General features: G+C 58.7%; 20 protein-coding genes, 1 tRNA gene and 3 pseudogenes. 20 read left to right on the plus strand and 4 right to left on the minus strand.

Translation table 11 applies throughout. The features are described from left to right. Window positions 1-194 precede the first annotated feature (194 nt). The 10 genes from A9513_RS14100 to A9513_RS14145 all read left to right on the plus strand — a co-directional run bounded on the left by A9513_RS14100 (window position 195) and on the right by A9513_RS14145 (window position 8,708). On the plus strand, window positions 195-1,028 hold the full coding sequence (locus A9513_RS14100; RefSeq protein WP_065327427.1) for an alpha/beta fold hydrolase: 834 nt from the start codon (window positions 195-197) through the stop codon (window positions 1,026-1,028). 241 nt (window positions 1,029-1,269) lie between these two features. Beyond that, window positions 1,270-3,192, plus strand: coding sequence for a threonine--tRNA ligase (thrS, locus tag A9513_RS14105; protein ID WP_037015433.1), 1,923 nt, complete (start codon window positions 1,270-1,272; stop codon window positions 3,190-3,192). After that, window positions 3,192-3,743, plus strand: coding sequence for a translation initiation factor IF-3 (infC, locus tag A9513_RS14110; RefSeq protein ID WP_169887484.1), 552 nt, complete (start codon window positions 3,192-3,194; stop codon window positions 3,741-3,743). The genes thrS and infC overlap by 1 nt, the downstream gene beginning before the upstream one ends. A gap of 60 nt (window positions 3,744-3,803) precedes the next feature. After that, on the plus strand, window positions 3,804-3,998 hold the full coding sequence (gene rpmI, locus A9513_RS14115; protein WP_017516491.1) for a 50S ribosomal protein L35: 195 nt from the start codon (window positions 3,804-3,806) through the stop codon (window positions 3,996-3,998). Window positions 3,999-4,019: 21 nt separating this feature from the next. Further along, window positions 4,020-4,376: a 50S ribosomal protein L20 gene (rplT, locus tag A9513_RS14120; RefSeq protein WP_003099086.1), complete on the plus strand. Its 357-nt coding sequence runs from the start codon at window positions 4,020-4,022 to the stop codon at window positions 4,374-4,376. A gap of 97 nt (window positions 4,377-4,473) precedes the next feature. Next, window positions 4,474-5,490: a phenylalanine--tRNA ligase subunit alpha gene (gene pheS / locus A9513_RS14125; protein WP_024763164.1), complete on the plus strand. Its 1,017-nt coding sequence runs from the start codon at window positions 4,474-4,476 to the stop codon at window positions 5,488-5,490. Between the two features lie 34 nt (window positions 5,491-5,524). Beyond that, window positions 5,525-7,903, plus strand: coding sequence for a phenylalanine--tRNA ligase subunit beta (gene pheT, locus A9513_RS14130; RefSeq protein WP_024763165.1), 2,379 nt, complete (start codon window positions 5,525-5,527; stop codon window positions 7,901-7,903). A gap of 3 nt (window positions 7,904-7,906) precedes the next feature. Next, the gene (ihfA, locus tag A9513_RS14135; RefSeq protein WP_003090661.1) at window positions 7,907-8,209 is read left to right on the plus strand and encodes an integration host factor subunit alpha; all 303 of its coding nucleotides are present in this window, start codon (window positions 7,907-7,909) and stop codon (window positions 8,207-8,209) included. Next, window positions 8,190-8,546 carry a MerR family transcriptional regulator gene (locus A9513_RS14140; protein WP_015476661.1) on the plus strand — a complete coding sequence of 119 codons (357 nt, stop codon included), beginning with the start codon at window positions 8,190-8,192 and terminating at the stop codon, window positions 8,544-8,546. The genes ihfA and A9513_RS14140 overlap by 20 nt, the downstream gene beginning before the upstream one ends. A gap of 85 nt (window positions 8,547-8,631) precedes the next feature. Next, window positions 8,632-8,708 (plus strand) — tRNA-Pro (locus A9513_RS14145). A 24-nt stretch (window positions 8,709-8,732) separates the two neighbouring features. Here the strand turns inward: A9513_RS14145 and A9513_RS35500 are convergent. Continuing rightward, window positions 8,733-9,110 (minus strand): hypothetical protein, encoded by a 378-nt coding sequence (locus tag A9513_RS35500; protein ID WP_134303967.1) that lies wholly within the window; start codon window positions 9,108-9,110, stop codon window positions 8,733-8,735. Continuing rightward, a pseudogene (locus A9513_RS36765) lies at window positions 9,111-9,335 on the minus strand (DUF932 domain-containing protein); the annotation flags it as partial. An 85-nt stretch (window positions 9,336-9,420) separates the two neighbouring features. Between A9513_RS36765 and A9513_RS14155 the strand changes: the two are divergent. Both A9513_RS14155 and phaR read left to right on the plus strand, forming a co-directional pair. Next, the gene (locus A9513_RS14155) at window positions 9,421-10,107 is read left to right on the plus strand and encodes a hypothetical protein (protein WP_134303966.1); all 687 of its coding nucleotides are present in this window, start codon (window positions 9,421-9,423) and stop codon (window positions 10,105-10,107) included. 383 nt (window positions 10,108-10,490) lie between these two features. After that, window positions 10,491-11,015 carry a polyhydroxyalkanoate synthesis repressor PhaR gene (gene phaR, locus A9513_RS14160; protein WP_023124045.1) on the plus strand — a complete coding sequence of 175 codons (525 nt, stop codon included), beginning with the start codon at window positions 10,491-10,493 and terminating at the stop codon, window positions 11,013-11,015. A gap of 34 nt (window positions 11,016-11,049) precedes the next feature. On the opposite strand, the gene A9513_RS14165 is transcribed toward phaR, so the two are convergent. Then, complete coding sequence (locus A9513_RS14165; RefSeq protein WP_023124046.1) at window positions 11,050-11,616, minus strand: phasin family protein; 567 nt, start codon at window positions 11,614-11,616, stop codon at window positions 11,050-11,052. Between the two features lie 248 nt (window positions 11,617-11,864). Here A9513_RS14165 and A9513_RS14170 point away from each other — a divergent pair, with 248 nt between their 5' ends. From A9513_RS14170 to phaC, 6 genes and pseudogenes are all read left to right on the plus strand, one after another. After that, a complete protein-coding gene (locus A9513_RS14170; RefSeq protein ID WP_065327428.1) occupies window positions 11,865-14,411 on the plus strand; it encodes a DUF3141 domain-containing protein in 2,547 nt (848 codons plus the stop codon). Beyond that, window positions 14,408-15,340 carry a phosphate acetyltransferase gene (locus tag A9513_RS14175; protein ID WP_023124048.1) on the plus strand — a complete coding sequence of 311 codons (933 nt, stop codon included), beginning with the start codon at window positions 14,408-14,410 and terminating at the stop codon, window positions 15,338-15,340. The genes A9513_RS14170 and A9513_RS14175 overlap by 4 nt, the downstream gene beginning before the upstream one ends. Next, window positions 15,337-16,545 (plus strand): acetate/propionate family kinase, encoded by a 1,209-nt coding sequence (locus A9513_RS14180; RefSeq protein WP_043158183.1) that lies wholly within the window; start codon window positions 15,337-15,339, stop codon window positions 16,543-16,545. Before A9513_RS14175 ends, A9513_RS14180 begins: the two co-directional genes overlap by 4 nt. Further along, entirely contained in the window at window positions 16,542-17,321 is a 780-nt protein-coding gene (fabI, locus tag A9513_RS14185; RefSeq protein ID WP_043158184.1) for an enoyl-ACP reductase FabI, read from the plus strand. Before A9513_RS14180 ends, fabI begins: the two co-directional genes overlap by 4 nt. Window positions 17,322-18,001: 680 nt before the next feature. Continuing rightward, window positions 18,002-18,309, plus strand: a pseudogene (locus tag A9513_RS14190) (acetyl-CoA C-acetyltransferase); the annotation flags it as partial. A gap of 137 nt (window positions 18,310-18,446) precedes the next feature. After that, complete coding sequence (gene phaC / locus A9513_RS14195) at window positions 18,447-20,147, plus strand: class I poly(R)-hydroxyalkanoic acid synthase (RefSeq protein WP_043158187.1); 1,701 nt, start codon at window positions 18,447-18,449, stop codon at window positions 20,145-20,147. A gap of 607 nt (window positions 20,148-20,754) precedes the next feature. Here phaC and A9513_RS34915 read toward each other — a convergent pair. Beyond that, window positions 20,755-21,804: an AraC family transcriptional regulator gene (locus A9513_RS34915; protein WP_079392173.1), complete on the minus strand. Its 1,050-nt coding sequence runs from the start codon at window positions 21,802-21,804 to the stop codon at window positions 20,755-20,757. A 387-nt stretch (window positions 21,805-22,191) separates the two neighbouring features. Between A9513_RS34915 and A9513_RS14200 the strand changes: the two genes are divergently transcribed. Together A9513_RS14200 and A9513_RS14205 are read left to right on the plus strand one after the other, a co-directional pair. Continuing rightward, window positions 22,192-23,262: an HlyD family secretion protein gene (locus A9513_RS14200; RefSeq protein ID WP_031654673.1), complete on the plus strand. Its 1,071-nt coding sequence runs from the start codon at window positions 22,192-22,194 to the stop codon at window positions 23,260-23,262. After that, window positions 23,259-24,995, plus strand: a pseudogene (locus tag A9513_RS14205) (ATP-binding cassette domain-containing protein); the annotation flags it as partial. The gene A9513_RS14200 and the pseudogene A9513_RS14205, both read left to right, overlap by 4 nt. Between the last annotated feature and the right edge of the window lie 96 nt (window positions 24,996-25,091).

The following is a 25,091-nucleotide window of genomic DNA, read 5'->3' on the forward strand; positions in this document are numbered from 1 at the left end:
GATTGAGGTCATGACAGAGGTAGTGGCGTTGCAGCATGATGCACCTGCTTCAATCCAGTAACCGTGTTGCACTCAGCTTCTGCAACCGCCGGGGATAATGCGCGGGCTAAAGGGTGTGGTTGGGTTTCGTTCGGGCTGAGTAATCCCTGCAAATCCTGTGTGATTTATTGTGGTGCGTTGCCTGTGAGTGCTGGATGAATTTCGAGATTGTGAAATACCGGGTCAATGACTATGAACTGACGTGCCAGGTTGCCGGGCAGGGCGTGCCCCTGCTGCTGGTACACGGGTCGCTTTGCGACTACCGCTATTGGCAGGCACAGGTCGAAGCCTTGTCTGCCCGTTACCGTGTGATCGTGCCCAGCTTGCGCCATTATTTCCCGGAGCAATGGGGCGGCCAGGGGATTGGCTTTTCGACGGAACAGCATGTTGATGATCTTCTCGCCTTGATCGACCAGTTACCTGCGCCGGTCCATCTGCTGGGGCATTCGCGGGGCGGCAACATCTGTTTGCGAGTGGCACTGATGGCTCCGCATAAATTGCTCTCTTTGGCGCTGGCTGATCCAGGTGGAGACTTTGCGGACAATGTCTTCACTGGAGCAAATATTGAAGCGCCGGTATCTCCTGTCGAACGCAATCAGTTTCGCCAGCAGGCGCTTGGAATGATTCGCGAGGGAGATGTTGAAGGAGGGTTGCAGCTCTTTGTCGATACTGTCAGTGGGGCGGGAGTCTGGTCGAGGTCATCTGCACAGTTTCGTGAAATGGCGACGGCCAATGCCATGACCTTGGTTGGGCAGGTTGCCGATCATCCTGCGCCTATTAATCGGGAATCGATATCGCAGTTGCAGTTGCCAGTATTGCTGATCGGCGGAGCCAGAAGTCCGGAGCCGTTTCCGCGAATCCTCCAGGCGCTGCAACTCAGTCTTGCGGATGCGCGCATGGTGACGATTCCCGGCGCCTCCCATGGCATGAATGTGATCCGTCCGGCGTCCTTCAATCGCGCTGTGCTGGAATTTGTCGATCAGTACTGAGCGAAGTCAGGCTCTGCGCTCGTCAGCTTGCGCAACTTGCAGTAACATCCAGCGCCCTGTCCGCTATTGTTTGCGATCAGGTTTTCGATTTCTTCCAGTGATCTACGTCCGCGCGCGAAAGCGCAGGGTGCCGACAAGGCGCCTGCCACTGTGAGGCAGGCCTGCCCGGCGGGCGACGCTTACTGGCACATCCCAACCCATGTGGCCTTTCGTAGGGGTCACCACTAGGAGAGGAGGCGCCATGCCCATCATTACTCTTCCCGACGGTAGTCAGCGTTCCTTCGATCATCCGGTCAGCGTGACCGAGGTGGCGCAATCCATTGGTGCGGGGCTGGCGAAAGCCACCCTGGCCGGCAAGGTCAACGGCCGTCTGGTCGATGCCTGCGACATCATCGACAGCGACGCGACTCTGCAGATCATTACCCCGAAGGACGAGGACGGGCTGGAAATCATCCGCCACTCCTGCGCTCACCTGGTGGGCCACGCGGTCAAGCAGCTGTATCCGACCGCCAAGATGGTCATCGGCCCGGTGATCGACGAAGGCTTCTATTACGACATCGCCTTCGAGCGTCCCTTCACGCCGGAAGACATGGCCGCCATCGAAAAGCGCATGGCCGAGCTGATCGAGAAGGACTACGACGTCATCAAGAAGATGACGCCGCGTGCCGAAGTCATCGAGACCTTCAAGGCTCGTGGTGAGGAGTACAAGCTGCGCCTCATCGACGACATGCCGGACGAGAAAGCCATGGGCCTGTACTTCCACGAGGAGTACGTGGACATGTGCCGTGGCCCGCACGTGCCCAACACCCGGTTCCTGAAAGCCTTCAAGCTGACCAAGATTTCCGGCGCCTACTGGCGTGGCGACTCGAAAAACGAGCAGCTGCAGCGCGTCTATGGCACCGCCTGGGCGGACAAGAAGCAGCTGGCTGCCTACATCCAGCGCATCGAAGAAGCCGAAAAGCGCGATCACCGCCGTATCGGCAAGCAGCTCGACCTCTTCCACCTCCAGGAAGAAGCGCCGGGCATGGTCTTCTGGCACCCGAACGGCTGGACCGTCTATCAGGTGCTCGAGCAGTACATGCGCAAGGTGCAGCGCGACCACGGTTACGTGGAGGTTCGTACCCCGCAGGTCGTCGACCGTATCCTGTGGGAGCGCTCCGGCCACTGGACCAACTACGCCGAGAACATGTTCACCACTTCGTCGGAAAGCCGCGACTTCGCGGTCAAGCCGATGAACTGCCCATGCCACGTGCAGATCTTCAACCAGGGCCTGAAGTCTTACCGCGACCTGCCGCTGCGTCTCGCCGAGTTTGGCGCGTGTCACCGCAACGAACCGTCCGGCGCGCTGCACGGCATCATGCGTGTACGTGGCTTTACCCAGGACGATGCGCACATCTTCTGCACCGAAGAGCAGGTAAAGAAGGAAGCGGCCGACTTCATCAAACTGACCCTGCAGGTCTATTCGGACTTCGGTTTCAGCGATGTCTCCATGAAGCTGTCCACCCGTCCGGCCAAGCGCGTCGGTTCCGAAGAGCTGTGGGATCGGGCCGAAAGTGCTCTGGCCGACGCTCTGAACGAATCCGGCCTGGAGTGGGAATACCAGCCGGGCGAAGGTGCCTTCTACGGTCCGAAGATCGAGTTCACCCTGAAGGACTGCCTTGGCCGTAACTGGCAGTGCGGCACCCTTCAGTACGATCCGAACCTGCCGGAGCGCCTGGATGCCAGCTATATCGCCGAAGATAACAGCCGTACCCGTCCGGTCATGCTGCACCGCGCGATCCTCGGCTCGTTCGAACGCTTCATCGGTATGCTGATCGAGCACTACGCCGGTCTGTTCCCGGCCTGGCTCGCACCGACCCAGGCGGTGGTGATGAATATTACTGACAAGCAGGGCGAATGGGCCGAAGAAGTGGTGCGTCAGCTCGAGCAAAGCGGATTCCGTGCCAAGTCTGACTTGAGAAACGAGAAAATTGGCTTTAAAATCCGCGAGCATACTTTGCTCAAGGTTCCCTATCTGCTGGTTATTGGTGATAGGGAAGTTGAATCGCAGGCCGTCGCCGTACGTACGCGCGAAGGGGCAGACCTCGGCTCGATGCCGGTCGCCCAGTTCGCGGAGCTTCTCGCTCAGGCGGTTTCCCGGCGTGGTCGCCAAGACTCGGAGTAATCATTATTAAGCGTGAAATGAGACAGGATAAGCGGGCTCTCCCGAAACCACCGATCAACGAAAACATCACCGCCCGTGAGGTGCGTCTGATTGGTGCCGACGGTCAACAGATTGGCGTGGTCTCCCTCGACGAGGCCCTCCGTCTAGCCGACGAGGCCAAGCTGGACCTGGTGGAAATTTCTGCTGATGCGGTGCCTCCTGTCTGCCGCATCATGGACTACGGCAAGCACCTCTTCGAGAAGAAGAAGCAAGCCGCTGCTGCGAAGAAAAACCAGCACCAGCAACAGATCAAAGAAATCAAGTTTCGTCCAGGGACGGAAGAAGGGGATTACCAGGTAAAACTACGCAACCTGGTACGTTTCCTTAATGAAGGGGACAAGGCCAAGGTATCGCTTCGATTCCGTGGTCGTGAGATGGCCCACCAGGAGCTGGGCATGGAGCTGTTGAAGCGAGTCGAAAACGACCTCGCCGAAGTCGGCACCGTGGAACAGCACCCTAAGCTGGAAGGACGCCAGCTGATGATGGTCATCGCTCCCAAGAAGCGTAAATAACCTCCCGGGCACTGGCAGGCCTGATGGTTATCAGTTGTTAACGAATGCGGAGTACTAAACATGCCAAAGATGAAAACCAAAAGTGGCGCCAAAAAGCGCTTCAAAGTGACTGCTGGTGGCATCAAGCACAAGCACGCTTTCAAGAGCCACATCCTGACCAAAATGACCACCAAGCGTAAGCGTCAGCTGCGCGGCACTTCGATGCTCGCTGCTTCCGACGTTCGCCGTGTAGCGCGCTCCCTGCGTCTGCGTTGATTTCTGGTAGAGGATAAATAAATGGCTCGTGTTAAGCGTGGCGTAATTGCCCGTCGTCGTCACAAAAAGATTCTGAAGCTCGCAAAAGGCTACTACGGCGCGCGCTCGCGCGTGTTCCGTGTTGCCAAGCAGGCGGTAATCAAAGCAGGCCAATACGCCTACCGCGACCGTCGTCAGCGCAAGCGTCAGTTCCGCGCCCTGTGGATCGCCCGTATCAACGCTGGTGCTCGTCAGAACGGTCTGTCCTACAGCCGTCTGATCGCTGGCCTGAAAAAGGCGGCCATCGAGATCGACCGTAAGGTACTGGCCGATCTGGCTGTGAACGAAAAAGCGGCGTTTACCGCGATTGTCGAGAAAGCGAAGGCCAGCCTGGCTTAAGCCCCACGACAGTTACCGGATCTCGGTCCGGACGTAACGTCACCGATAGGGGAAGAGCCTTACCGCTCTTCCCCTATTTTGTATCTGGAGTTGGTACATGGAAAACCTGGACGCGCTGGTTTCGCAGGCCCTGGACGCCGTGCGAAACACCGAAGACGTCAACGCCCTGGAGCAGATCCGGGTTCACTACCTCGGCAAGAAAGGCGAGCTGACCCAGGTCATGAAGACCCTGGGCGACCTGCCGGCCGAAGAGCGCCCCAAGGTCGGCGCGCTGATCAACGTAGCCAAGGAAAAGGTTCAGGATGTTCTGAACGCCCGCAAGGCTGAGCTGGAGGGCGCCGCCCTCGCCGCCAAGCTGGCAGCCGAACGCATCGACGTGACCCTGCCGGGCCGTGGCCAGTCCTCCGGTGGCCTGCATCCGGTCACCCGCACCAAGGAACGCATCGAGCAGTGCTTCACCCGCATCGGCTATGAAGTCGCCGAGGGTCCGGAAGTCGAAGACGACTACCACAATTTCGAAGCGCTCAACATTCCGGGTCACCACCCGGCTCGTGCCATGCACGACACCTTCTACTTCAATGCGAACATGCTGCTGCGCACCCATACCTCGCCGGTACAGGTCCGCACCATGGAAAACCAGAAGCCGCCGATTCGCATTGTCTGCCCGGGCCGCGTCTACCGTTGCGACTCCGACCTGACCCACTCGCCCATGTTCCACCAGGTCGAAGGTCTGCTGGTCGATGAAGACGTCAGCTTCGCCGACCTCAAGGGCACCATCGAAGAATTCCTCCGCGCCTTCTTCGAGAAAGAATTCTCCGTCCGCTTCCGTCCGTCCTTCTTCCCCTTCACCGAGCCTTCGGCGGAAGTCGACATCCAGTGCGTGCTTTGCAGCGGCAAGGGTTGCCGCGTCTGCAAGCAGACCGGCTGGCTGGAAGTCATGGGCTGCGGCATGGTCCACCCCGACGTGCTGCGCATGTCCGGCATCGACCCCGAGAAATACCAGGGCTTCGCCTTTGGCATGGGTATCGAGCGCCTGGCCATGCTGCGCTATGGCGTGAACGACTTGCGCCTGTTCTTCGACAACGATCTGCGGTTCCTCGGCCAGTTCCGCTAGCCCGCACGACCGTCAACGCATTTAGGAGAGCAGGATGAAATTCAGTGAACAGTGGCTGCGGAGCTGGGTAAACCCGCAGGTATCCCGTGACGAGCTGGTAGCTCGTCTGTCCATGGCCGGCCTTGAGGTCGACGCCGTGATCCCGGTCGCCGGTCAGTTCAGTGGTGTGGTCGTGGGCGAAGTGCTGTCGACCGAACAACACCCGGACGCCGACAAGCTGCGCGTCTGCCAGGTCAGCAACGGTTCGGAGACCTTCCAGGTCGTCTGCGGTGCGCCCAATGTGCGCCCAGGCCTGAAGATCCCCTTCGCCATGATCGGCGCCGAGCTGCCGGGTGACTTCAAGATCAAGAAGGCCAAGCTGCGCGGCGTTGAATCCAACGGCATGCTCTGCTCGGCCAAAGAGCTGGAAATCAGCGAAGAGAACGCCGGCCTGATGGAGCTCGCTGCGGATGCGCCGGTGGGCGCCAACGTCCGCGACTACCTCGAACTGGACGACGCTTCCATCGAGATCGGCCTGACCCCGAACCGTGGTGATTGCCTGTCTCTGACCGGCCTCGCTCGCGAAGTCGGCGCGCTGTACAGCGCCGAGGTCAGGCCGGTAGTGGTTGGCTCAGTTGCTCCGCAGATCGATGAAGTGCGCAGCGTTGAGCTGCTGGCTCCCAAGGCTTGCCCGCGCTACCTCGGCCGCGTCGTCCGCAACGTCGACCTGAGCAAGCCAACCCCTCTGTGGATGGTTGAGCGTCTGCGTCGTTCCGATATCCGCAGCATCGACGCCGCCGTCGACATCACCAACTACGTAATGATCGAGCTGGGCCAGCCAATGCATGCCTTCGATCTCGACGAGATCAAAGGCGGCGTGCGCGTGCGCATGGCAGAGGAGGGCGAGAAGCTCGTCCTGCTCGACGGCCAGGAAGTCACCCTGCGTGCTGACACCCTGGTGATTGCCGATCACGAACGCGCCCTGGCCATCGCCGGCGTGATGGGTGGCGAGCACAGCGGCGTCAGCGCCAAGACACGCGACCTGTTCCTCGAAAGCGCCTTCTTCGACAACATTGCCGTTGCTGGCAAGGCCCGTTCCTATGGCCTGCACACCGATGCCTCGCATCGCTTCGAGCGTGGCGTGGACTCGCAGTTGGCTCGTCGCGCCATGGAGCGTGCTACCGAGCTGCTGTTGCAGATCGTCGGCGGCGAAGCTGGTCCGATCGTGGAAGCAGTCAGTGAAGCGGACCTGCCCAAGGTCGCTCCGGTTACCCTGCGTGCCGAGCGCGTTACCCAGATGCTGGGCATGACCCTGGAAAACACCGAGATCGAGCGTCTGCTCACCGCCCTGGAGTTCGACGTCCAGAAAGCCGGTGCCGATGCCTGGACCGTTGGTGTGCCGAGCCATCGCTTCGACGTCTCGATCGAAGTCGACCTGATCGAAGAGCTGGGTCGCCTGTACGGCTACAACCGTCTGCCGGTGCGCTACCCGCAGGCACGCCTGGCGCCGAACACCAAGTCCGAGTCCCAGGCCGAGCTGCCCGCGCTGCGCCGCCTGCTGGTCGCCCGTGACTACCAGGAGGCCATCACCTATAGCTTCATTGATCCCAAGGTGTTCCAGCTGTTCCATCCCGGTGTCGAGCCGCTGATGTTGGCCAACCCGATCTCCGCCGACATGGCCGCCATGCGCGCCTCGCTCTGGCCGGGGCTGGTCAAGTCCCTGCAGCACAACCTCAATCGTCAGCAGACCCGTGTGCGCCTGTTCGAAAGCGGCCTGCGCTTTGTCGGTCAACTGGAAGGGCTGGTGCAGGAAAACATGCTCGCCGGCGTCGTCTGCGGTGCACGTCAGCCGGAAGGCTGGGCGAATGGTCGCGAGAGCGTCGACTTCTTCGACGTGAAAGCCGACGTCGAAGCGCTGCTGGGTAACGCCGGCGCCATCGAAGCCTTCACCTTCTCCCCAGCGGAACACCCAGCGCTGCACCCGGGCCAGACCGCCAAGATCGAGCGCGATGGCGTGCTGGTCGGCTACCTCGGCGCGCTGCACCCGGAACTGGCCAAGGCGCTGGACCTGGATCGCCCGGTGTACCTCTTCGAGCTGGTCCTGGCCGAAGTAGCCAAGGGTCGTCTGCCGAAATTCAGCGAACTGTCGCGCTTCCCCGAAGTACGTCGTGACCTGGCGCTGATCGTCGATCTGGATACTCCGGCCGAGTTCGTGCTGGCCAATATCCGTGAAACGGCGGGCGAATGGCTGACGGATCTCAGGTTGTTTGACGTCTACCACGGTAAAGGCATTGATCCGCTTAGAAAAAGCTTGGCCGTTGGCTTGACCTGGCAGCATCCATCACGCACTCTTAATGATGACGAGGTGAACGCGACTACGCAGAATATCGTCGCCTCGCTGGAACAAAGGTTCAACGCCACGTTAAGGAAGTAGCGTATGGGGGCTCTGACGAAAGCTGAGATTGCTGAACGTCTGTACGAAGAGCTGGGCCTGAATAAGCGGGAAGCCAAGGAACTGGTGGAGCTCTTCTTTGAAGAGATTCGCCAGGCGCTGGAGCATAACGAGCAGGTGAAGTTGTCGGGCTTCGGCAACTTCGACCTGCGCGACAAGCGTCAGCGTCCCGGACGCAACCCAAAGACGGGAGAGGAAATCCCGATCACAGCCCGGCGCGTCGTCACCTTTCGTCCAGGGCAGAAACTGAAGGCCAGGGTTGAGGCTTATGCTGGAACCAAGTCATAACGACGAGCTGCCCCCCATTCCGGGCAAGCGCTACTTCACCATCGGTGAAGTGAGCGATCTTTGCGCGGTGAAGCCGCACGTGCTGCGGTACTGGGAACAGGAGTTCCCGCAACTCAATCCGGTCAAGCGAAGGGGCAACCGGCGCTACTACCAGCGCCAGGACGTGCTCATGATTCGTCAGATCCGCGCACTCCTCTACGACCAGGGCTTCACCATCGGCGGCGCTCGCCAGCGCCTCACCGGCGACGAAGCACGCGAGGACGCCACCCAATACAAGCAACTGATCCGGCAGATGATCGCCGAATTGGAAGATGTACTGCATGTGCTGCGCAAGTAACTGAAAAAAATGAAAAAAGCACTTCTCCAATACAAATGCTTGGGGTATAGTGCGATCCGCTTCTGAGGGAACTCAAAAGCAACGTCGGGGCGTAGCGCAGCCTGGTAGCGCACTTGCATGGGGTGCAAGGGGTCGAGTGTTCGAATCACTCCGTCCCGACCAAAAATCCCTAGAAAATCCAGTCACTTAGCGGTGACTGGATTTTTTTATGCCCGATGGTTTTTGACTGACTCTGAATTTTGCCCCACTTTTTGCCCCACCGGCGTTTTTTGCTCCGATCACAGTGATCGGATGTATCGACAGGGCGCTGGCGTGATTTAGTTCGGTAGTACCTTGACAGGGGCAGGTGGTCGTTCCACTTGAGCCAAGCGGGAAGAGCCTGTATCGCGCGTAGAGATCCAGGGCCAGGCCCTGCATGGTTATGTCCAGTTCACCACGGTGAATATGGCGTTGGGGGCCTTGTTCACTTCGCTGGCCGGATAGCGCCGAGCTAAAGCTCACCACTTCTTTAGGCTTCGCCTTGCACTCGGGCAAGGTGTGCATGCGGAAGAACAGGTCGTTCAACTACGAGATCGTAATGCCGAGCTGCTTCTTGATCTGTTGCGGATCGAAGCGGGTGTTATGCGGCACCTTGATCGCGCAAGTCGCGCCATCGACGGTAATGGATGGGGTATTGTTGCGTGCTGCCCAAACTGTGGTCGGGTTAGTCCTTATCGTCAGGATGCTGGTGTGGGAGATCGCCAGAGGCAGGTAGCCGTCGTGCAGGCCCTTGCCCTTTAGTGAAGTATTCTGCCCCGTGGGCGCCTTGTGATCGCCTTGAGCATAGCGGCGGTTTCCAACTCATAACCAGACTCATGACTTCAGGTGTCCGCCGATGACCACTCTGACGTTCGCTCAACCTGTGTTACTGGCAGATCATTTCGACGTACCCGCAGATACGACTCCTTGGCTGGCGGCTGGTACTAGTGCTGCCTATGTAAAGACGAATCCGGGGATGACGCCGGCACGCTATCGTGCCTCCTTCAAAACCCTGTCACATGCCATGGTCCCTGTGTCTGCGTATGGAAAGAACCTGTCGAAGACCTATGGGTTGTACGTGCTGGCTTTCGGAGGTGCGAAGGATTTGACGCCCTGGATCTATGTGGGTACCACAGTGCGTGAAAGCGTTCTGGCGCGCATTCGCAAGCATCGGGTGAAAGCCACTGGGTCTCATATTGGTAGAGGCGCGAATGTCTCGGGAGGAGTCAATCACACTGCGGGGTGGAGGCCGTTCGCGGAGCGGCGCTATATCGAGCACGCTGGCAGACATGACCTGTACACAGACGTTAGGCTCGTTGTGGGGCAGCTTAATTTGCCGAACGTGGACGATACGAAGTTGCGCCAGTTCGAGGCTAGTCTTTGCAGCAATCAACATGGCGTGCTGGATCAGATCAAATCCATGCTGTGGTCGGTTGGGGTAGCTAAGGATGTTTCTCTGCTGACAGGCCGGCATGACAAGGCGCTTGCCAACAGTGGTATGCGTATCCTGTTCTGGGATGGCCAGATGAGCGTTTTTCCCTAAGACGCTAGGGCAGCACCTCAGTGAGGGCGGCGTCATGCCGGGCTCGTGCAGCACTTGGATCGGTATTTCGACGTAGAGCTGCATTTGAGGCGGAGATGGATTTCGCCGAGCGACGCCACTGCATGCGCTCAATGGCGCTTTCCGGCACCATGGGCAGGACAGTCGCCCTATGAGCGTCTGCGCGAACACACGCCATGGGGCGAGCAGCAGCACCTTATGAGCACAATGTACGCTGGAGCTCAGGGAGTGTGGCTGTAGGTCTACGATAAACCGCTCCCTATGGGGGCGCACCTCGCTTGGGGTGACGGTGAGGACATCTAAGAGAAAAGGCCTAAGATAGTGCCGGCAACTGACACAGCCCAAATCATGAAGAGACGCCTTGCATGCCCGAAGACGACCACAGTGCTCCTCGCCTGATCAAGAAATACGCCAATCGCCGCCTATACGACACCCACACCAGTGCCCATGTCACCCTTGCTGACATTCGCCGGCTGGTTATCGATGAAGTGCCGTTTCAGGTAGTAGACGCGAAGAGTGGCGAAGACCTGACCCGGAGCATCCTGCTACAGATCATTCAGGAAGCGGAAAGTGATGGTGAGCCGATCTTCTCCAGCGACATGCTCAAGGGGATCATTCGCTTCTACGGCCCGTTCCAGGGCATGCTCGGCAACTATCTGGAGAAGAGCATCCAGACCGTGATCGACATCCAGACCCAGACCGGGGTGCAATCCTCGCAGGCTTGGAGTGACTTTATGCACAAGCAGGTGCCCGTCATGCAGGATCTGATGAGCCAGTATGTCGAACAGTCGAAGAAGCTCTATCTGGGGACTCAGAATCTTTTCGGCATGTTCGGCGGTATCCCGCCTGGCAATTCGAGGCAGAAGAAAAAAGACGGTGATGATCAATGACGACCATCACCGCTCTTGGTGCAGTTACCTTGCCTTACTTGCGCCCACCCGCAGTCTTGCTGGCTTCACGGGTCGCCTGACCTGCTGCGGAGGCCGCGGCAGCGATGCCGTTCTCGGCGATCTCGGCTGCCTGTTTGGCGGCCTTCTGCGCGCTTTCATAGACACTGCCGGCGCTTTCCAGTGCCGACTTGAGAACGGCTACCGCCGGCTCCGCACCCGCCGGGGCGTTCTTGGCGATGACGTCCACCAGTTCCCGCACATGCTTGGCGCCGGCCTCGACTTGGCGTTCGGCGAGCTTGGCGATATCCGCCTGAGTGCTGGAAACCAGGTCATACACCTCTCGATTGAACTCCAGCAGGCGCTCTGCCTGAGCAGTTGGCTGAGTGAGGGACGCCTGCAACTCGGCGAAGGCCTGCGGGTCACGCGCCGACAGCAGCTTACGTAGGCTGTCGAACTGCTCGCTGCTGGATGCGCGTAGCGCCTTGAACTGCAATTGACTGAGTTGCTCGACGCTCTCAAATACCTTGCCACTGATCTGCTGCAACAGGTCAAGGTTGGCTTTCTGTGCGCTTTGCAGTTTTTCTGAATCGAAAAAAGACATGGTTGGTCTCCTGGCAATGGGAAAGGCCGCTTGCGACCTAGCACGCGAAAACCATCCATGATGGAGCCGCTGCGCTAGCAAAATGTTGCACTGCACAAAGAGAGAGGGCAAGCGTTTTTGTGCGCTGCAAAAAAACTTTGCTCAAGTCGAGGTGATTCGCTATAAAACTTGGCCTGAAAGCCATGGCTCCTCTTCATGGAGAGGATCGAATGAGGGGGATTCCCGCGTCTCTGATATAGGAAAAGCTCATGAGCCAGGAAAGTTTTTTTGCAAAGCGAGAAGAGAGTTTCTCCTCATTTCATAATCTGTTCGAACACCTCGGACGCCTACAGCATCTGCACGGGAAGCTCCTGCTCGATGCCTTTGGTCAACGCCAAGAGGCTCTGCTCGCGCCACTGAGAGAAGGGCGCCTGCGTGTCCCCAGCGCAGGCGATTGCTGGGAGTACCTGGTCGACTTCGGACAGCGCAATCTGCTGTTCTGGGATGCACTTCGCCAGCGTGGTGACAATACCCTTGCCCACGAGCGCGCCGGCTATCCCCTGCTGCTCAAGTTTCCCTATGAGGTGCTGGTCGACGGCCACGACCTGCCTCACCCGGTCAACTACTCTCTGCTGCACATCGTTCCACCGGATGACCAGCCCAGCGATACCACGCGCCAGCCGGTCATCGTCATCGACCCACGCGGTGGTCACGGCGCCGGCATCGGCGGCTTCAAGCAGGATTCTGAAATCGGCGAAAGCTTGCGCGCTGGGCACCCGACCTATTTCATTGCTTTCAGCCATGCTCCCGCACCAGGCCAAACCCTGATCGATATCGCCGAGGCCGAGGCCCGCTACATCGAGGCGGTCAGCGCGCGGCATCCGGAGGCAGGGAAGCCCGTGGTGATCGGTAACTGCCAGGCCGGCTGGGCGCTGATGGGACTGGCTGCTGCACGTCCGGAACTACCAGGTCTGGTGATCGTCAATGGTGCGCCGCTGTCCTACTGGGCCGGAGTCAACGGGCGCAACCCGATGCGCTACGCTGGCGGTCTACTCGGCGGCGCATGGATGACTCGCTTGGGTAGTGACTTGGGTAATGGCCGTTTTGATGGCACCTGGCTGGTCAGCAACTTCGAGAGCCTGAATCCGGCCAACACCTACTGGAGCAAGTACTACAAGCTGTTCAGCAACGTCGACAGGGAAACCCCCCGCTTTCTCGATTTCGAGCGCTGGTGGGGTAGTCCAACCCTGCTCAACAGCGAGGAGATCGAGGTGATCGTCGATGACCTGTTCATCGGCAACCGCCTGGCTGGCGGTTCCGGGCGCAGGAGCAGCAGCATCGACCTGAAACGCATCGAGGCACCCGTGGTGGTGTTCTGCTCCTATGGCGACAATATCACTCCACCGCAGCAAGCACTGAATTGGATAGCCGACGTCTATCCCAGCGATCTGGCGTTGCGCAATGCCGGACGCACCATCGTCTATCTTCAGCATGCCAGCATCGGCCATCTGGGCATTTTCGTCTCCGGCAAGGTCGCCCGTCGTGAGCACAGGGAGCTGCTCGGCGCCATCGATGCCATCACCCTGTTGTCGCCAGGATTGTACGAACTGGTGATCGACGACCTGCCAGCATCCGCCAGTGACGACCAGGCTTACCAGGTACATTTCGAATCTCGGTGCATCGCCGACATTCTCTGCCACGATGAGGATGGTCGTAGCGACGAATTAGAGTTCGCCTTGGTCGACCGCGTCTCCGGATTCAATAGTACTCTCTACGACTGGCTTGTGCGTCCCTGGATGCGCAGGGCGATCAACGAACCACTCGCCGAATGCTTGCGCAAGAGCCATCCGTTCCACCAGCAGCAAGTTGTCTGGAGCAGTCTCAATCCAACGCTCTGGTGGTTGGCAGGCCATGCGGCTCTGACGCGCGTCAATCGCCGCCCGGCATCGCCCGACAATCCCCTATTTGCCTGGCAAGAGGCATCGTCCAGCACGGTTGAGGCCCTGCTCGATGGCTATCGTGATGTCCGCGACGCGGCCCAGGAGATGCTCTTCCATAGTTTCTATGGCGGTCTGAGCACCTTGACTGGCGACCAGGCACCACACTCGCAGCAGAGCTACGTCGAGCAACGTGACAAGGCTCTCGTCGAGCATCTGCACGACTCGCTTCTTCGTGGTGGGGAGCAGGAAGCGCTCATTCGCATTCTCTGCTTGCTCGCGCATGCAAGTGGCAGGTTCGGCAAGGAGCGCATCGAACAACTTGCTCAACAGGCCCGCACGCTCTCGCAACAGCTCGGCATCGACCCACTTGCCGTACGTGACAGCGTCCGTCTGCAGGATCTGCTGGTCTTTGCCCTCCCCGAGGAGAGTCTGAATACATTGCCATTGCTGGTTCCCGAGGCCGGGCAGCGTGAGGCAGTGCTGGCAGCCGCCGTGTACCTCGTGCCCGAACTTCTCTACGCCGAGGGCGCAGTGGGCGAACTCTGGCGCCGTTTGCACGACCAGCTTGAACACCCTGTGCCGGCCTTCGCACAATCAACGGTGCCACTCATCGCTATGGACAGCGCTCCAGACCAGACTTCGTTAACGCTGCACCTCCCCGAGGCAGTTACTCGCACTCCCAAGGTCGGCACACGGCCAAGGAAGAAAAGCGCCGCCCAGTCTTCCGATGCACAGATCGAAACCAGTCCGCCCCCTGTGGGGACCAGGAGCAAGAGCCCCGTGGCTGCGGTAAAAAAAGCAGGTCGCGCCAAGGCAACTCGCTCTGCGCCGGCGCATGCCCCTGCGAGCCAGGACAAGGGAGGCAGCGCCGAATGAGCCAAGATCACTACCAGACGTTGCTGAACCGCTGCGCCGAAATTGGCCCGCTGCCCACCATCGTCGTACATCCTTGCGAGGCGAATGCTCTGCGAGGAGCGCTGGAGGCCACCCAGGCCGGACTGATAGCCCCGATTCTGGTGGGCCCGCGTCACAAGATCGCGGCAACCGCCAGCGAGGCTGGCCTGGATATCGACGGGTTAACCGTGGAGGACGTGCCACACAGTCACGCTGCCGCCGAGCGTGGTGTTGCCCTGATCCGCGAAGGTCGTGGCGAGCTGCTGATGAAAGGCAGCCTGCACAGCGATGAACTGCTGCATGCCGTGGCCGATCGTGAAAGCGGTCTGCGCACTGAGCGGCGCCTCAGCCATGTCTTCGCCATGAGTGTGCCCAGCTACCACAAAACGCTGTTCGTTACCGACGCGGCGGTAAACATCTTTCCCGGCCTGGAGGACAAGGCTGACATCTGTCGCAATGCGATCCAGATGCTGCACGCCCTGGGCATCGACCGTCCTAAGGTAGCGCTGCTGTCGGCGGTTGAAACTGTCACGGCCAAGCTGCCTTCGACCTTGGAAGCTGCCGCACTTGTGGTCATGTCTCAGCGTGGACAGATTGATGGCGCGTTGCTCGACGGGCCACTGGCTTTCGACAACGCGATCAACGCCGACGCTGCGCGGGTCAAGGGCATTCATTCAGAAGTCGCCGGCGATCCGGACATTCTGCTGGTACCGGACATGGAAGCGGGCAACATCCTCGCCAAGCAACTGATCTATCTTGCCGGTGCCGAGGCGGCGGGTATTGTCCTCGGCGCCCGCGTACCGATCATTTTCACCAGCCGCGCCGACAGTCCACGGGCACGCATCGCCAGTAGCGGGCTGGCCGTGTTGCTCGCCCAAGCGCTGCGCACCCAACTAGGTGTGTCCATATGAGCCCCGCTCAAGACGAGCTGATCGTCACCGTCAATGCTGGCTCCTCGAGCATCAAGACTGGTCTGTTCGCCGGCCGCCAAGGCGAGGAGCAGCCACGTTTGCTGGCGCGCGGCAAGCTGGACGGCATTGGCGTGGTGCCGCGCCTCCAGATAGTCATGGCTGATGGAACAGTGGTGCGGGACGTAGCCTTTGCGCCGGAGCATGTTGCTGATATGAAGGCGGCTTTCCAGCAGGTCTACAGCGCGCTGAAGGAAGGCCTACACAATCGCCCACCTGCGCTGCTCGGCCATCGAGTGGTGCATGGTGGGATGGATTTCAGCGCCCCGGTGCGCGTGGATCCTGCCGTACTGGCGCGCCTGGAGACGCTGGAACCCCTGGCGCCGCTCCATCAACCGCACAATCTGGCGGCTATCAAGGCAGCGCTCGAGCACAATGCGCACCTACCTCAGGTTGCCTGTTTCGATACCGCGTTCCATGCCGGGCGCAGTGAAATGAGCCAGCTCTTCGGCCTGCCCTACGCGCTGTACGAACAGGGTGTTCGCCGCTACGGCTTCCATGGCTTGTCATTTGAATATGTCAGCCAGCGCCTGATCGACAGAGCTCCAGAGCTCGCTTCCGGCAAGCTGGTCATAGCCCATCTGGGCAATGGCTCCAGCCTGTGCGCCATCGAGGCCGGCCGCAGCGTCGAGGTGACCACGAGTTTCAGCGCCCTCGACGGCCTCCCCATGGGCAGCCGCTGCGGCGCCCTGGATCCCGGTGTGCTGCTGTACCTGCTGGATCAGGGTATGCAGGTTCGCGATCTAGAGACGCTGCTGTATCGGCAGTCCGGCTTGCTCGGCATATCCGGGGTTAGCAGCGACATGCGCAAACTGCGCGCCAGCGACGACCCACGCGCAGCCCTGGCCATCGACTTCTACGCCTACCGCATTGCCCAGGAAATTGGTCGGCTCGCCACATGCTTGGGTGGGCTGGACGCGCTGGTATTCACCGCCGGTATCGGTGAAAAGGATGCCGCGTTGCGTGCCCAGGTGCTGCAGCTTCTCGCGCCACTCTTTGGGCTGCGCATCGATGACGCGGCGAACCAATGCAACGCCGAGCGCATATCCACTACTGCCAGCACACGGGATGTGTGGGTCATCCCCACCGACGAAGAGAGCATCATCGCCCGTCATGCCTGGCGGGTGTATCAGGATCAACGCTTATGAGTATCAAGGAAAGCCTGTCCCTCGCTGGTAAGCGCGGTCTGGTGGTCGGCATAGCTAACCCGCATTCGATCGCCTGGGGCTGTGCTCAGGCTCTGCATGACATGGGCGCTGAGCTGGCCGTCACCTGGCTGAATGACAAAGCCAGGGTGCATGTTGAACCTCTGGCGCAACAGGTGCATGCCAGTGTGCGCATGCCCCTGGACGTGACCCGGGCCGGCGAGCTGGACGCGCTGTTCGAGCACCTCGCAGTGCAATGGGGATCGCTGGACTTTGTCGTTCACTGCCTGGCTAGCGCACCCAAGGAGGAACTCCGCGGGCGCCTACTGGATAGCTCCAGTTCCGGGTTTCTGCAGGCCGTTGATATTTCCTGTCACTCCTTTATCCGCATGGCGCGCCTGGCCGAACCGCTGATGCCCCGGGGCGGCAGTTTGGTGACCATGAGTTACCTGGGCGCTCAGGAGACGATTGAAGGCTATGCCCTGATGGGGCCGGTCAAGGCTGCTCTGGAGTCCAGTGTGCGCTACCTGGCCACAGAGCTGGGGCCACGCAACATCCGTGTGCACGCCATTTCTCCCGGCCCTATGCCGACTCGGGCGGCATCCGGGCTGAAGGACTTTGATCACTTGTTAGAATCCTCGACCAATCGCGCGCCCTTACGCCGCCTAGTCACTTTGGAGGAAGTCGGCGGCCTATGCGTCTGGCTGGTTAGCGACGCGAGCCAAGGTCAGACTGGCGGAGTCCACTTCGTTGATGGCGGCCTGAACATCCTCGGTTGATTCAAGGTGCCTTCATGCAAATCCATGCGCGCAATATTTAACTTGGCGCTCTTATCCGAGCACCACTGTTTGCCGAACTATTGGGTGCCAGCAAACTCATGGATTTGGATGCCGCCAGTAACGCCGCGGGTCTGATTGCGCTCTGCTGTATCGGTGGACCGCTCGCCAGTTACTTGATTCGCCGCCACGCATTGCTGCTAATCCCGTGGGCCTGGAAGTGGTAGAGCGTGGAACTGATAGTAGGGTATGCGCCTGCGCGGGTGAACAGCACATTCGTCCGTGTCAGCAAGCAAATATCGACTCAAGCCTCTCGACGCAAGAGCACCTCATCCGAGCCCTCTGCCGGCAGCATATCCACCAGCATCCCTACAAAGCTCGAACTTATCCGGTAAATATCCCACTGCCGTTTCTCGAAGAGCGCTGGCACACCTTGAAATGAGCGATCTAGGCGTCCGCAGATCAATTTTTATTGATTCCAGTCAATGATTGGTTAGATAGCGTTCAAGGCGCGCTAAGACTGGTGCGCGAGGACAATCCGGAATCGCCCGGGGACATTGTCCCTATACGTAAAGCGCCAGAGACTTGCCCGCTGTTCCAAGGTCTTGATTAACGAGGAATGGTTAATGGGTATTGCGAGCAATCTGGGACGAATAGCACTGGCCACCGGTGGTACGGGCAGTATCGGCGCGGTGTCGGCCTCCCGCAGTTCCTTGGAGAAGGCGGGCTGGAGTTTGGCCCAACTGGATCTGATCGAAGCCAATGAATCTTTCGCCGCACAGGCCCTGGCCGAGGGCCAGGGGCTGGATTGGGATGCTGGCAAGGTCAACGTCAACAGTGGCGCCATCGCCCGTGGCCACCCAGTTGACGCCTCCGGCTGCCGCGTACTGGTAAGCCTGCTGCATGAAATGCTCAGGCGTGACGTGAAAAAGGTCTGGCTACCCTGTGTGTCGGCGGCGGCCACAGCGTGGCGCTGGCCATCGAGCGCTGAGTGACGCTTTCGCGACTCTGCCGGACGTGCCCCCCCTGCACCCGCACCGCCAGGCTGGCCGTGCGGTTACGTCCCGGCATGATCGCACCGCGCTCCTCACCGGGTGCGGCTTTTGTTTTCATATTCCCGGAGACGCCATGGACAACGCACACACCTTTGCTCGCTACTGGTCGGGACAGGTGCCTTTCATCGCTAGCTTCGTCCTGCAGCAGCTGCGCTTATACGTGGCGCAGAATGTTTGGTTCAACGGACATGACCAAAGCCGGTGGTTCGATGTACCCGTCGGGGCACTGGAGCAACTGCAGGATGGCTACCAACAACAGTGGACCGAGCTGGGCCAGCAATTGCTGACCTGCCAGCCGTTCGCATTCAATGATCGTCGATTTGCTAGCGGCAACTGGAGCGAACCGTTATTTGGCTCCCTAGCTGCCTTCTACTTGTTGAACTCCGGATTTCTGCTGAAACTACTGGAGCTACTGCCCATCGATGAGGAAAAGCCGCGTCAGCGCCTTCGTTACCTTATTGAACAAGCGATCGCCGCAAGTGCCCCGAGTAATTATCTGTTGAGCAACCCCGATGCGCTTCAACGCTTAGTGGAGACGCAGGGCGCCAGCCTGCTAAATGGCCTGTTTCATCTGGCCAGTGACATGCAGGAAGGCAAGTTGCGCCAATGCGACCTGGGCGATTTCGAGGTTGGCGTGAATCTGGCTGCCACCCCTGGTGCCGTGGTACTGGAAACCCCTCTGTTCCAGCTGATCCAGTATTCGCCGCTCAGCGAAACGCAATACCAACGGCCGGTATTCATCGTCCCGCCAGCGATCAACAAGTACTACATCCTTGACCTCGGCCCCGAAAACTCTCTAATCCGCCATCTACTGGAGCAAGGACATCAAGTTTTTCTAATATCCTGGCGCAACTTCACTCAGGAACAGGCCGACATAACCTGGGAACAGATCATCCAAGACGGAGTAATCAGCGCTTTACGTACTACCAGGGCCATCAGTGGTGAGCGCCACCTGAACTGCTTAGGTTTCTGCATCGGCGGCACCATGTTGAGTTGCGCTCTAGCGGTACTGGCAGCGCGTGGAGACCACGATATTGCCAGCTTGAGCCTATTCGCCACCTTTCTCGACTACCTCGATACTGGGCCTATCAGCGTTTTCGTCGATGAGCAACTGGTGGCTTACCGCGAGCGCACTATTGGTGGCCATGGTGGCAAATGTGGTCTGTTTCGTGGCGAAGATATGGGCAATACATTCTCATTGCTGAGGCCCAACGAGCTGTGGTGGAACTACAACGTAGAGAAGTACCTCAAGGGGCAAAAACCGCCTGCACTGGATCTGCTGTTCTGGAACAACGACAGCACCAACCTGCCGGGGCCCCTGTATTGTTGGTACCTTCGCCACACCTATTTGCAGAACGACCTCAAGTCTGGGGAATTGGATCTGTGTGGTGTCAAGCTGGATCTGCGCGCCATAGCGACGCCGGCCTACATCCTGGGAACCCACGACGACCACATAGTGCCTTGGCGCAGTGCCTATGCCAGCACAGCATTGCTGGAAGGTCCGAAGCGGTTCGTCCTCGGTGCCTCCGGCCACATTGCCGGGGTGATCAACCCGCCAGGTAGGAACAAGCGCCATTACTGGGTCAATGAACACATAGCACCGGCAGCCGACGACTGGTTGCAGGGTGCCCACCAGCATGCCGGTAGTTGGTGGGGAGATTGGTTCGCCTGGCTGGCTGGGTATGCCGGCTCACGCCTGCCTGCTGTCACTATGCTAGGTAATGCTGAATACCCTCCGCTTGAGCATGCGCCTGGCCGCTATGTTCGGCAATAAGCTCAATTTCTATTGAATAAAAAATGATCCGGCCGGCCGCCATCGTAGTCCGGACTGGCCGGTTGTTTCTTGAGGCTTCCGACCGAGTTAGACGAGACGATTTACTTGTCGGCGCTGCTCCCATAGTGCTTATTAACTACCTATTTATCGACTCAGGGAGGGCGGGAAATTGCTAAAAACTGTAGTTGCGGACAATTATTTGTGGTGTGAGGATGTTTTGAAAAAGCCCAAACCCATGCAGCATGTAGCCGAAGCCTAATCTTCAGCTTGGTCATGGAGTTTTTATTTTAATCCATGAGTGATCTGCGAAGGTGACGTGAACGAGTTTTTGAACTGCATGGCTTGAGATTTTCTGTGGTAGGCGCACTCTGGATATTTACGCTAGAGAGAATTGAGGTGTTTATATGCTAATCATTTCTGCGTTTGAGGATCGCTCTGAGCTTGAATTTAGAAAGCCTTTTGATGTTGGGTATGATTCCGGCTCATCTGGTTTGACTATTTTTGATTGCCCATACCCTCACGCGAGCGTAGAGGGGCTTCGTAGTCGCCATGAGTGGCTTGATGGGTTTCTTACGGCTCTTTCGCAAAAGGGCGATCCAGGTTTGCTTTAGGTATGAGTTATTTTCTGGTCTACTCCTGATGGGTGAGTTTCTGTGTGAGTGTTTCGAAAACTCCCTGGTGGCATGCCGAACCATCGAAGGCAAGCCTTGTGAAAACTACTTAGCTCTTTAAAGCCAAGTAGTGTGCTTATGTGGTCTAGGGAGTAAGAGTGGTAGTTTTTTAAGTAGTGTTCGGCTAGTCTTTTTCGGGTGCTATTGAATATTTCTTTAAAGGTTTTACCCTCTTTTGCAAGTTCGCGCTGTAAGAAACGACTACTGACGTTAAGTTCTTTTGCTACAGAGTCCATGTCGCAGAGGGAGTGGCCAAGGCGCTTGATGAGCAAGCTTCGTGTGCGTTCGCTGTAATATCCGTTATTTAAAAAATATTCTTGATGTTCAGCAAGGCTGCCATGGAGTAGTGCAAGTGTTTCATTTGCAGTGCTTAGCGGCAGCGATAGCGCGTGGTTGTCAAATAAGATGCTGTTTCTATTTTTCCCAAAGTGTAGGGTGCAATCAAAAAGCCGTTGGTGCTCTGAGATGTCTTGTGGAGTGGGGTAAATGAATTCTATTTCTTGGATTTCGGGAAGTTTACCCCCAGCCATCCAGCGGCAGAGTCCGAGAGTTGATGCCAATATTGCGTCATTGAACACTCTGGATTTCTTTATTCTGTCTTCTGTGTTGTCAACGTACCACAGGCGTATGCCATTTTTTTCTTGTGTTAGGCCGATAGTGAAGCCGTTTCCGAGAAGTTTGGAAAAACGTACTAAGACCTGCAGCGCGTCTTTTAGATTGGCGCTGGAGATCATTGCATATCCTACTAATTGAAAAGCACCTGGAAGAAAGTGCTGGTAAGCTTTAAGTCCAATGTCTGGGTTGCCGCTCTCAATTTCCGCTAGCTCCATTAATCGAAGGGCGCTTGATCTTGGAATAAATTTATTTGACGATCTTAGCTCGTCGATGGTTATCCCGACTTCTTTGCAGAGTCGCTCTGTGTCGAGGTTTTCACTGCTCAGGAAACTCACCAGTTGAGCAGTTAGCCCGGCACTTATCCTACTCATTTCTCGATGCTCCTGTGTTGGGTGGAGGCTAATTCCTGCACGGATCGTCTATAGATATCTTGATGCTATCAGTATGTCTAGAGATACCTTCCAGTATGTCCATGGATACCTTCTTAAGGTGCCTGCGGACATTTTTTTTGGTGTCACAGGACATTGCTCGGGTGTCGATGGCTTGATTAGCTATTTTTTGCGGAAGTGGAGTCGAGAGGAGTGCTGATGCTAGTGGTTGGCTTCGAGTAGTAGGTTTAATTTTTAGATGGTTTTTCGATCAATTCTGGAGCTTGTAGGAGGTTTCTGTTTTTGATGGTTGGGGTTTGTTTTTATAGGTTAATATTTTAGGGGGAGTCGCATGTTTAGAGTTCTTTTTTATGTGGTTTGGGGTAAGAGATGAAAGGAGGGAAAAAAGCGCTTCCCCGTGTCAGCATAATTCTAGCCTGCATAGTGGTTGCTGCTCTTGCTTGGGTTATGTTTAGACCTAGTACTATTGGTAGAGAGTTTGCTGCTGCCAACGGGCGAATAGAAGCCACTGAAGTGGATGTAGCTACCAAATTGCCTGGTCGTGTCGCTGAAATCAACGTTGACGAAGGTGACTTCGTCAAACTCGGCGAAGTGGTCGCGCGCATGGATACTCAGGTCCTCGAGGCACAGTTGGCCCAGGCCCAGGCCGAGGTGCGTCGGGCGCAGAATGCGAAGTTCACCGCCGAGTCTTTGGTCGCCCAGCGGACGAGTGAGAAGGCCACAGCTGAGGCTGTGGTGGCGCAGCGCCAGGCTGAACTCACCGCCGCGCAGAAACGCTTCAGCCGCACTGAGCAATTAGTTCAGCGCAATGCCTTACCACAACAGCAACTCGATGATGATCGCGCCGTGATGCAGAGTGCTCAGGCGGCGCTAGCAGCCTCACGTTCGCAAGTGGTTTCGGCGCAGGCCGGCATCACTGCCGCGCGTTCCCAGGTGATCGAAGCTCAGTCGGCCATCGAAGCCGCCGCTGCGAGTACCGTGCGCCTGCAGGCGGACATCGATGACAGCCTGCTCAAGGCACCGCGCAATGGCCGCGTGCAGTACCGCGTTGCAGAGCCTGGGGAAGTGTTGGCCGCCGGCGGAAAGCTGCTCAATATGGTTGATTTGGCCGACGTCTACATGACTTTCTTCCTGCCCTCGGCGCAGGCGGGCAAGGTTGAGCTCGGTCAGGACGTACGCTTGGTGATCGACGCAGTGTCGCAGTATGTGATCCCGGCCAAGGTGTCCTACGTGGCTAGCGTTGCGCAATTCACGCCTAAGACTGTGGAGACTGCTAACGAGCGCGAGAAGCTGATGTTCCGCGTTAAGGCGCGGCTCGATCCGGATCTGCTTGCGAAGTATGCCACCTACGTAAAGACCGGCGTGCCGGGCATGGCCTACCTGCGTCTTGACCCGCAGGTCGAGTGGCCTGCCTCTCTGCAGATCAAGGTTCCGCAATGAGCGACATACAGACGGTCGCCAGCCTGGCCGGCGTGTCGCTGTGCTATGGCCAGACCCGCGCGGTGGACGACGTTAGTCTGGAGATACCGGCCAACCGGATGGTTGGCCTGATCGGCCCAGACGGCGTTGGTAAGTCCAGCCTGCTGGCGCTACTTGCCGGCGCGCGGAAGATGCAAGATGGCGAAATCCAAGTGCTCGGGGGAGATATGCGCGACGTGCGTCACCGCCGCGCCGTGTGCCCGCGTATTGCCTATATGCCACAGGGGTTGGGCAAGAACCTCTACCCGACGCTCTCGGTGTTCGAGAACGTCGACTTCTTCGGTCGCCTGTTCGGCCACGACAAGGCCGAGCGCGAGAGGCGCATCGCCGACCTGCTGCAGAGCACTGGCTTGGCGCCCTTCGCCGAGCGCCCGGCGGGCAAGCTCTCCGGCGGCATGAAGCAGAAGCTCGGGCTGTGCTGCGCGCTGATCCATGACCCAGACCTCTTGATTCTCGATGAGCCCACCACTGGCGTGGACCCGCTGTCGCGCAACCAGTTCTGGGAACTGATCGGGCGCATCCGCGCTGGCCGCGAGGGCATGAGCGTGCTGGTCGCCACCGCTTACATGGAGGAAGCCGAGCGCTTTGACTGGTTGGTGGCGATGGACGATGGCAAGGTGCTGGCCACCGGTACGCCTGCCGAACTGCGCGAGCGTACAAATAGGCAAAGCCTGGAGGCGGCCTTCATCGCGTTGCTACCCGAGAGCAAGCGTGCTGGCCACCACGCGCTGGTGATCCCTCCGCGTTCGCAAAGCGAGGGCGCGCTGCAGATCGCTATCGAGGCCGAGGGACTGACCTGCCGCTTTGGCGATTTCGTCGCTGTGGACCATGTAAGCTTCCGTATTGAGCGCGGGGAAATCTTCGGCTTCCTAGGCTCCAATGGCTGCGGCAAGTCCACAACCATGAAGATGCTCACCGGCTTGCTGCCGGCCAGCGAAGGCACCTGCGCACTGTTCGGCCAGCCGGTGGACGCCAACGACATGGAGACCCGCCGGCGAGTCGGCTACATGTCCCAGGCCTTCTCGCTGTACGCCGAGCTGACGGTGCTGCAGAACCTCGAGCTGCACGCCAAATTGTTCCACCTGCCGCCCGCCGAGATCGGCTCACGGGTGGAGGAAATGCTTGAGCGCTTCGACCTGGACAAAGTCAGGGACGAGCTGCCCGACAGCCTACCGTTGGGTATCCGCCAGCGTCTATCGCTGGCCGTGGCGGTTATCCACAAGCCGGAAATCCTCATCCTCGACGAGCCGACCTCGGGCGTCGACCCGGTGGCCCGCGACGGCTTCTGGCAACTGATGGTTGAGCTGTCGCGGCGCGACGGGGTGACCATCTTCATCTCCACCCACTTCATGAACGAGGCGCAGCGCTGCGACCGCATATCGCTGATGCACGCCGGCAAGGTGCTCGACAGCGACACCCCGCAGGGCTTAATCGACAAGCGCGGTCTGCCCACTCTGGAAGCGACCTTCATCGACTACCTGGAGGAGGCGGCCGGTAGCACGCCGGTACCGGGCGCCGCTCCAGCTCCGGAGAAAGTCACTGCCCCGGATCGCTACAAGGGCAGCGACCGCTTCAGTTGGCTGCGTCTATTCAGCTACGCGCGCCGCGAGGCGATGGAGTTACGCCGTGACCCGATCCGCTTGACTCTGGCGCTACTGGGTACCGCGCTACTGATGTTCATCATCGGATACGGGGCGGCCGCAAAAACTGAGTGCAACACCCGACCATTTCGGTAAGGTGTTGCCCCATGTCCTATCACGAACTCAGCGCCACAGAGCGCGTCACGATCC

Origin of the sequence: Pseudomonas sp. AU12215 (genome assembly GCF_001675465.2) — a bacterium.
Lineage (GTDB): Bacteria > Pseudomonadota > Gammaproteobacteria > Pseudomonadales > Pseudomonadaceae > Pseudomonas > Pseudomonas nitroreducens.